The organism is Intrasporangium sp. (genome assembly GCF_036566125.1).
Classification (GTDB): Bacteria; Actinomycetota; Actinomycetes; order Actinomycetales; family Dermatophilaceae; genus Intrasporangium.
In genome coordinates, this window is sequence record NZ_DATCWX010000136.1 from 1 (window position 1) to 5,580 (window position 5,580).

The window sequence follows — 5,580 nt, forward strand, 5'->3', positions numbered from 1 at the left end:
GAGGCCGGCAGGCGGGGCGTGCGGGGCCCGGGCCATCAGGGCTGGTTGGTGCGGTCGCGCTCGGCGAGTCGGGCCAGCTGCTCGTTGTACGCGGCCAGCTCGGCATCGCCGTCCCGGTCCGCACGCCGGTCGCGGCGCCGGCCCTCCCTCTTGTCGGCGCGGGCCCACTGCGTGGCCACGAGCAGTGCCAGCACGAGCGCGGGAAGTTCCCCGATGGCCCAGGCGATGGCGCCGCCGTTGCGCTGGTCGGCCAGGGGGTCGTCGATCCACGACACGTTGATCGTCGTGAAGAAGTCCGGGGCGAGCAGGGTCGTCCCGCTGATGATGGACACCCCGAAGAAGGCGTGGAACGCGATCGTCGCGAAGAGCACGATGAGGCGCAGCGCCGGGCTCCACTTCGGCGGGCCGGGATCGATGCCGACGAGCACCCACGCGAACAGGTACCCCGCCATGAGGAAGTGGACCGTCATGACGAGGTGTCCGGTGTGCGTCGTCAGCGCCAGCTCGAACAGACCCGTCCAGTAGAAGACGACGAGGCTCATGAAGAAGAAGGCGGCGGCGAAGATCGGGTTGCCCACGACCTTGAGGTACGGCGAGTGGACGACACCGAGCAGCAGCTCGCGGGGTCCCAGGGTGCCGTCGGCGCGTTTGCGCAACGCCCGGAGGGCGAGGGTGACTGGAGCCCCGAGGACGAGGAGGATCGGGACGACCATCGCCTCGATCATGTGCAGCGTCATGTGCCAGGAGAAGGCGACCCTGCCGTAGATGCCGAGCACGCCGCTCGTCGCCCAGACGAGGACGAGCCAGCCGAGGATCCAGTTGACCGTCCGCAGCACGGGCCAGCGGTCCCCTCGCCGTGCCAGCCGGACGACACCGGCGACGTAGAGCCCGATGGCGAGCAACGCCACCGCGAGGAAGAGCCAGTCGACCCGCCAGGCCGTGACCCACGACAGCGCCGTCGGCGCAGGTGGCTCGGGGAAGTCCGTGAGCGCAAGGGCCGGGGTCGGGTTCGGCAGCGTCTCGGGCACCGGCGGCTCGGTCCGGGCCAGCGCCGTGGCCAGACCGAACGCCAGTCCCATGACGACGACCTCACCGACGGCAAGTCGCAGGAAGGGCCTGCTCTGCCCCGACCCGTCGGGTCGCTCTCGCTCGAGGGCATCGATCGTGACTCTCCGGTGCCACCATCCGGCGAAGCCGAGCAGCACGAGCGCGGCTGCCTTGAGCATGACGATGATCCCGTAGGGCGTCGTCAGGTCCGCGATCCTGTCGAACCGGGTGGTGGCGGCCAACACTCCGGAGGCGCCGAGCGCGATGAACGCCCACAGGGCGACCGTGGAGTAGCGGCGGACGACCACGGGCAGGGCGGCGCCCAGCCGGGGCCGCAGCACGATGAGGGCGAGCAGTCCCCCGGTCCACAGGGTGGCGCTCAGCAGGTGCACCCCCATCGCGTTGACCGCCGTCTCGTGGTCGGAGGACCCGCCCGCGTGCCCGGTCAACCCGAGGACGGCGATGCCGAAGAGGGCGACGACCGAGAGCGCGACGGCGACCGATCGCGCCCGGGCGACGGCCGCTCCGGAGGCCACGACGAACGCCGCCATCGCCGAGATGAGGCCGATCCGCAGCGTGTCGATCGCCCACACCGAGCCCAGCAGCTTCGACGCAAAGAGGGGATCGCCGAGAGAAAGCCCCGACGCATCAGCGAACGTGAAGAGGACGACGACGACCCCTGCGATCGCCCAGACGAAGGCCGACGCGGTGGCGATCCGGAAGGCTGCGGCCCGGCGCGGCTCCTCGAGGGCCGCCGACGCCCGTCGCGTCGCCCCCGGGACCATGGTGGCCGCCAGCACCAGGGTGCCCACCGTGAGGGCCGCGGCGACGTCGTGCACGAGTCGAACGAGCGGGAGCGCCCAGCGCACCACCGGCCCTGCGTCGCTGAGGCCACCCGGCGGCGGCGCGACGGCACCGCTCAAGGACGCGGCGAGCACGCTGGTCCCCAGCCCGGCGAGCACGACGAGCGCCACGGCCCAGGGACCCAGGGACCGGACAGCGGCGACGGGACGGGCGGGCGAGGGCATGGCTCCAGCGTAAGTACTCTGGGGTCATGCCTCTGCACCCGGCCGCACCTGACGACCTTGGCGGCTTGCTCGACGCCTTCGAGCAGGTGGTCCAGGCAATCGTCGACCTGGGCTGGGCCTGCCGCGAGGACGACTTCGACAAGTCGACCGAGAACCCCGGATGGACCGTCAAGGACCACTTCGTCCACGTCGTGGCGACGGAGAAGGCCTTCGCGGCGCTGCCTCGGGAGCCGCTCAACCCGCCGAACCCCAGCGACGTCCGCGGCCAGTTCGACCGCATCGTCGACGTCGAGGTCGCGGCCCGCAGGCAGTGGACCGGCCGCAGCGTCGTCTCCGAGCTCGCAGACTTCCACCAGCACCGGATGTCACAGCTCCGGTCCCTCGACCTGACCCTCGAGACGGAGATCGCCGGGTTCTTCCGGGAGCACACCACCTTCGGTGACCAGCTCCGCGCGCAGATCACGGACACGTGGGTGCATGAGCAGGACCTCCGCACGGCGCTCGACCGCCCGGGCGACCTCGACTCACCGGCCGCGGCGGTGTTCACGTCCGCGATCATCGACGCACTGCCGCTCATCGCCGTGCGCGACGCCCGGATCCAGCCGGGCCACGGCATCGTCTTCGACGTCACCGGTCCGGTCCTCGCCAGGGGCGGCGCCCGGGTCGTCGAGGACAAACATGGCGAGCCCCAGGGTGAGGGGCTCTTCAGCGGTCAGGACCGCCCGGAGGGCGAGGAGCCGCTCGACGTGACGACCATACAGCTGACGACCGAGGCGTTGACCCGCCGTGCTGCGGGCCGTCGCGCGACAGACGAGATCCACTGCACCGTCACCGGTGACACGGACACCGCACGCCGGGTGCTCGACGCCTTGGACCTGCTGTCGCCGTCGCGCGGCTCTGCGGGTGCCCCACAGGCGGGCAACAGCCTCCCCAACTGAGCCTCCCACCCGCTGGGAGCGACTCGTGACGTCCCCCGGGGCGGGGACGGCGAACGCCTGCGGCTTGGCGCGTCAGTTCCGGCTCGGAGGCACCTTCCCGCCGTACTGGCTCTCCTGCCCCCGCACCACCTGCTCGGCCACGTGGGTGAGCTTCATGTTGAGGTCCTGCGACGTGCGCCGGAGCAGCTCGAACGCCTCCTGCGCATCGACCCGGTGCGCGGCCATGAGCAGGCCGACCGCCTTGCCGATCTCGCGGTTGCTCTGCAGCCCGAGCCGCAGCGTCGCCGCCTCCTCCCGGGCGCGCAGCGCCATGAGCGCGACAGACGCGAACGAGGCGAGCACTGCGCCCTGGTCGGCCGACCGCTCGGTCAGGCACCCCGGCTCGTCGGCGAAGATGTTGAGCGCGCCGACCTTGCCGCCGTCGAGCAGGAGACGGTAGCCGATCGCCGAGCGCACGGGAGTCTCCTTGACGACGCGCTCCGTGAATCGCGGCCACGGGCTCGTGCCGGCCGTCAGGTCGGTGTCGTGCTGGTAGGCCTCGTCGAGGATCGCGTCGAGGCACGGTCCCTCGCGTTCCTCCCTCTCGATCTCATCCACCCTCGCCGCGATGTCGTCGGTCGCCGCCGCGGTGAGGAACTGGCCCCGTTGACGGAGCATGAGCGAGGACCGCTCGCACCCGTCGACGAGCCGGCGTGCTGCGTCGACGATCGACTGATGGATCGCGGCTTCGCCGGCGTCGGCGTAGATCAGCCCGGAGAGGCGGACGAAGGTCTCCCGGGTCGCGTCGTCGGTGGGGACGTCGTTCACGCCCGCCATCCTCGCACGTCTCGACTCGCTTAGGACCCCCCGAAGGATCTGTGGCACCCGCGCCACGGGCGCGGCGAGCGAGCTCAGCGGCATACGAAATCAAACACCCCGCCCCTGATCGAGTGAACAGGATTTGTGAAGGGGCCGCCCAAATCTTGTTCACTCGATCGGCGTGCACGGCCGGGGCGCGCGGGAGCGAGCTCAGCGGCATACGGCAGACGTATGCCGCTGAGCCGGCACCCGCTGCACGTGGCCGCCGACGGGGTGGCGGGGTTTACCGAAGGTTGGCCATCTCGCGCCGGGAGAGGAACGTGCGCGTGCCCAGCGCCATGAGGAAGGCGGCCGCCGCGGCAAGGACGGCGACCCAGTAACCCTGGCGCGAGCCGACCCGGTCGATGACGGCGCCCGAGACGGCCGACCCGACCGCGATCCCGATGATGAGCCCGGTGAGGACGATGGTCATGCCCTCGTTGATCTGCGCCCTCGGGACGATGCGCTCGATGAGGTTCATCGTGGTGATGAGCGTGGGCGCGGTCGCGATGCCCGCCACGAACATGATGGCGGCGAGGACCCAGAGGTTGCCCGCGAGCAGGACCGGCGCCTCCAGCACCATCATCCCGAAGGTGCCCGCAATGAGGAGTTTGAGCAGGTTGCGGCCGTGCGAGATCTGCCCGAAGACGAGCCCTGAGAGGGCCGAGCCGGTGGCGAAGAGAGCCAGGATCGCACCGGCGGCGTTGCTGTGCCCCGCCTCTTGGGCCACGGCCAGGGTGACCACCTCGTTGACGCCGAAGATGACGCCGGTCATGACCATGATGAACGCGAGCGGGAGGATTCCGGGGTTGTCGTGAGCTCGCCCGTGGGGACGCTCGTGGTGCGGCACGACCGGCGGCTCCGTCGAGCGCGCCGAGACGAAGACGAGCACCCCGATCGCGTAGCAGATCGTTGCGAAGAGGAATCCCGCCTCGGGGAAGACCGACGTGGAGAGCCAGATCGCGAGGACCGGCCCGATGACGAAGGTGACCTCCTCCATGACCTGCTCGAAGGACATCGCCGTGTGCAGCTTGCGCGGCTCATGGGCGAAGATGTGCGACCACCTGGCCCGCGCCATGGTGCCGAGGTTGGGGATGATGGCGCACAGAGGGAAGGTGATGAACAGGATCCATGCCGGCCAGCCTCGCCACGACGCGATCATCGTCAGGGCCGCCCAGAAGCCCGACCAGATGAAGAAGGGCACGGCGACCCGCCGCTGCCCGTAGCGATCGACGAGCCGCCCGGTGATCGGGGCTGCGACCGCCAGGGCGATGAGACCGGTCGCCATGACCGCCCCGGCGAGCTCGTAGGAGCCGCGGCGTGACGCGACCATCGCCACGGTGGCGACGGCGAACATCGCCCCGGCCGAGCGCGCGGTCATCCCCCCGATGATGAAGGTGCGTGCCCCCGGCACCTCGAACAGCGGTCGGTACGACGAGAGCAATACGGTTTCCTGGAGTCGGGTGGAGGGCTGGTCGGGTGGAGGCTGGTGGGCTCGTGGCCCGAGCCATCGTTGCACGCCCGGCAACTGATCGACTCGTCGCCTCCGTGCGGCTAGGCCACGGGGTCGTGGGGCAGCCGCTCCGTCGCCGGACCGTGCTTGCGCCGCAGCGACCACATCTGGGGCGAGCGCTCGAGCTCCACGGCGACGTCCCAGGCGACTCCGCCGGGAACGGTCTCGCGCCGGAAGCTGCGGACGAGACGCCGCGCGAGGTCGGGGTCCGTGGCCA

General features: G+C 70.9%; 4 protein-coding genes. 1 reads left to right on the top strand and 3 read right to left on the bottom strand.

Annotated elements, in window-relative coordinates:
- Positions 1-35: 35 nt before the first annotated feature.
- Positions 36-2,075, bottom strand: a complete 2,040-nt coding sequence (locus VIR15_RS07920; protein WP_331926931.1) for a bifunctional copper resistance protein CopD/cytochrome c oxidase assembly protein — start codon at positions 2,073-2,075, stop codon at positions 36-38.
- Between the two features lie 26 nt (positions 2,076-2,101).
- Between VIR15_RS07920 and VIR15_RS07925 the strand changes: the two genes are divergently transcribed.
- The gene (locus VIR15_RS07925) at positions 2,102-3,013 is read left to right on the top strand and encodes a maleylpyruvate isomerase family mycothiol-dependent enzyme (RefSeq protein ID WP_331926932.1); all 912 of its coding nucleotides are present in this window, start codon (positions 2,102-2,104) and stop codon (positions 3,011-3,013) included.
- A gap of 72 nt (positions 3,014-3,085) precedes the next feature.
- Here VIR15_RS07925 and VIR15_RS07930 read toward each other — a convergent pair whose 3' ends face one another.
- Both VIR15_RS07930 and VIR15_RS07935 read right to left on the bottom strand, forming a co-directional pair.
- A complete protein-coding gene (locus VIR15_RS07930) occupies positions 3,086-3,820 on the bottom strand; it encodes a GAF and ANTAR domain-containing protein (RefSeq protein WP_331926933.1) in 735 nt (244 codons plus the stop codon).
- A gap of 274 nt (positions 3,821-4,094) precedes the next feature.
- Entirely contained in the window at positions 4,095-5,231 is a 1,137-nt protein-coding gene (locus VIR15_RS07935) for an MFS transporter (protein WP_331926934.1), read from the bottom strand.
- Positions 5,232-5,580 lie beyond the last annotated feature (349 nt).

Bases quoted from the DNA above. Each gene is read 5' to 3' on its own strand.
- VIR15_RS07920 (WP_331926931.1), bottom strand. From the start codon at position 2,075: ATGCCCTCGCCCGCCCGTCCCGTCGCCGCTGTCCGGTCCCTGGGTCCC.
- VIR15_RS07925 (WP_331926932.1), top strand. From the start codon at position 2,102: ATGCCTCTGCACCCGGCCGCACCTGACGACCTTGGCGGCTTGCTCGAC.
- VIR15_RS07935 (WP_331926934.1), bottom strand. From the start codon at position 5,231: ATGACCGCGCGCTCGGCCGGGGCGATGTTCGCCGTCGCCACCGTGGCG.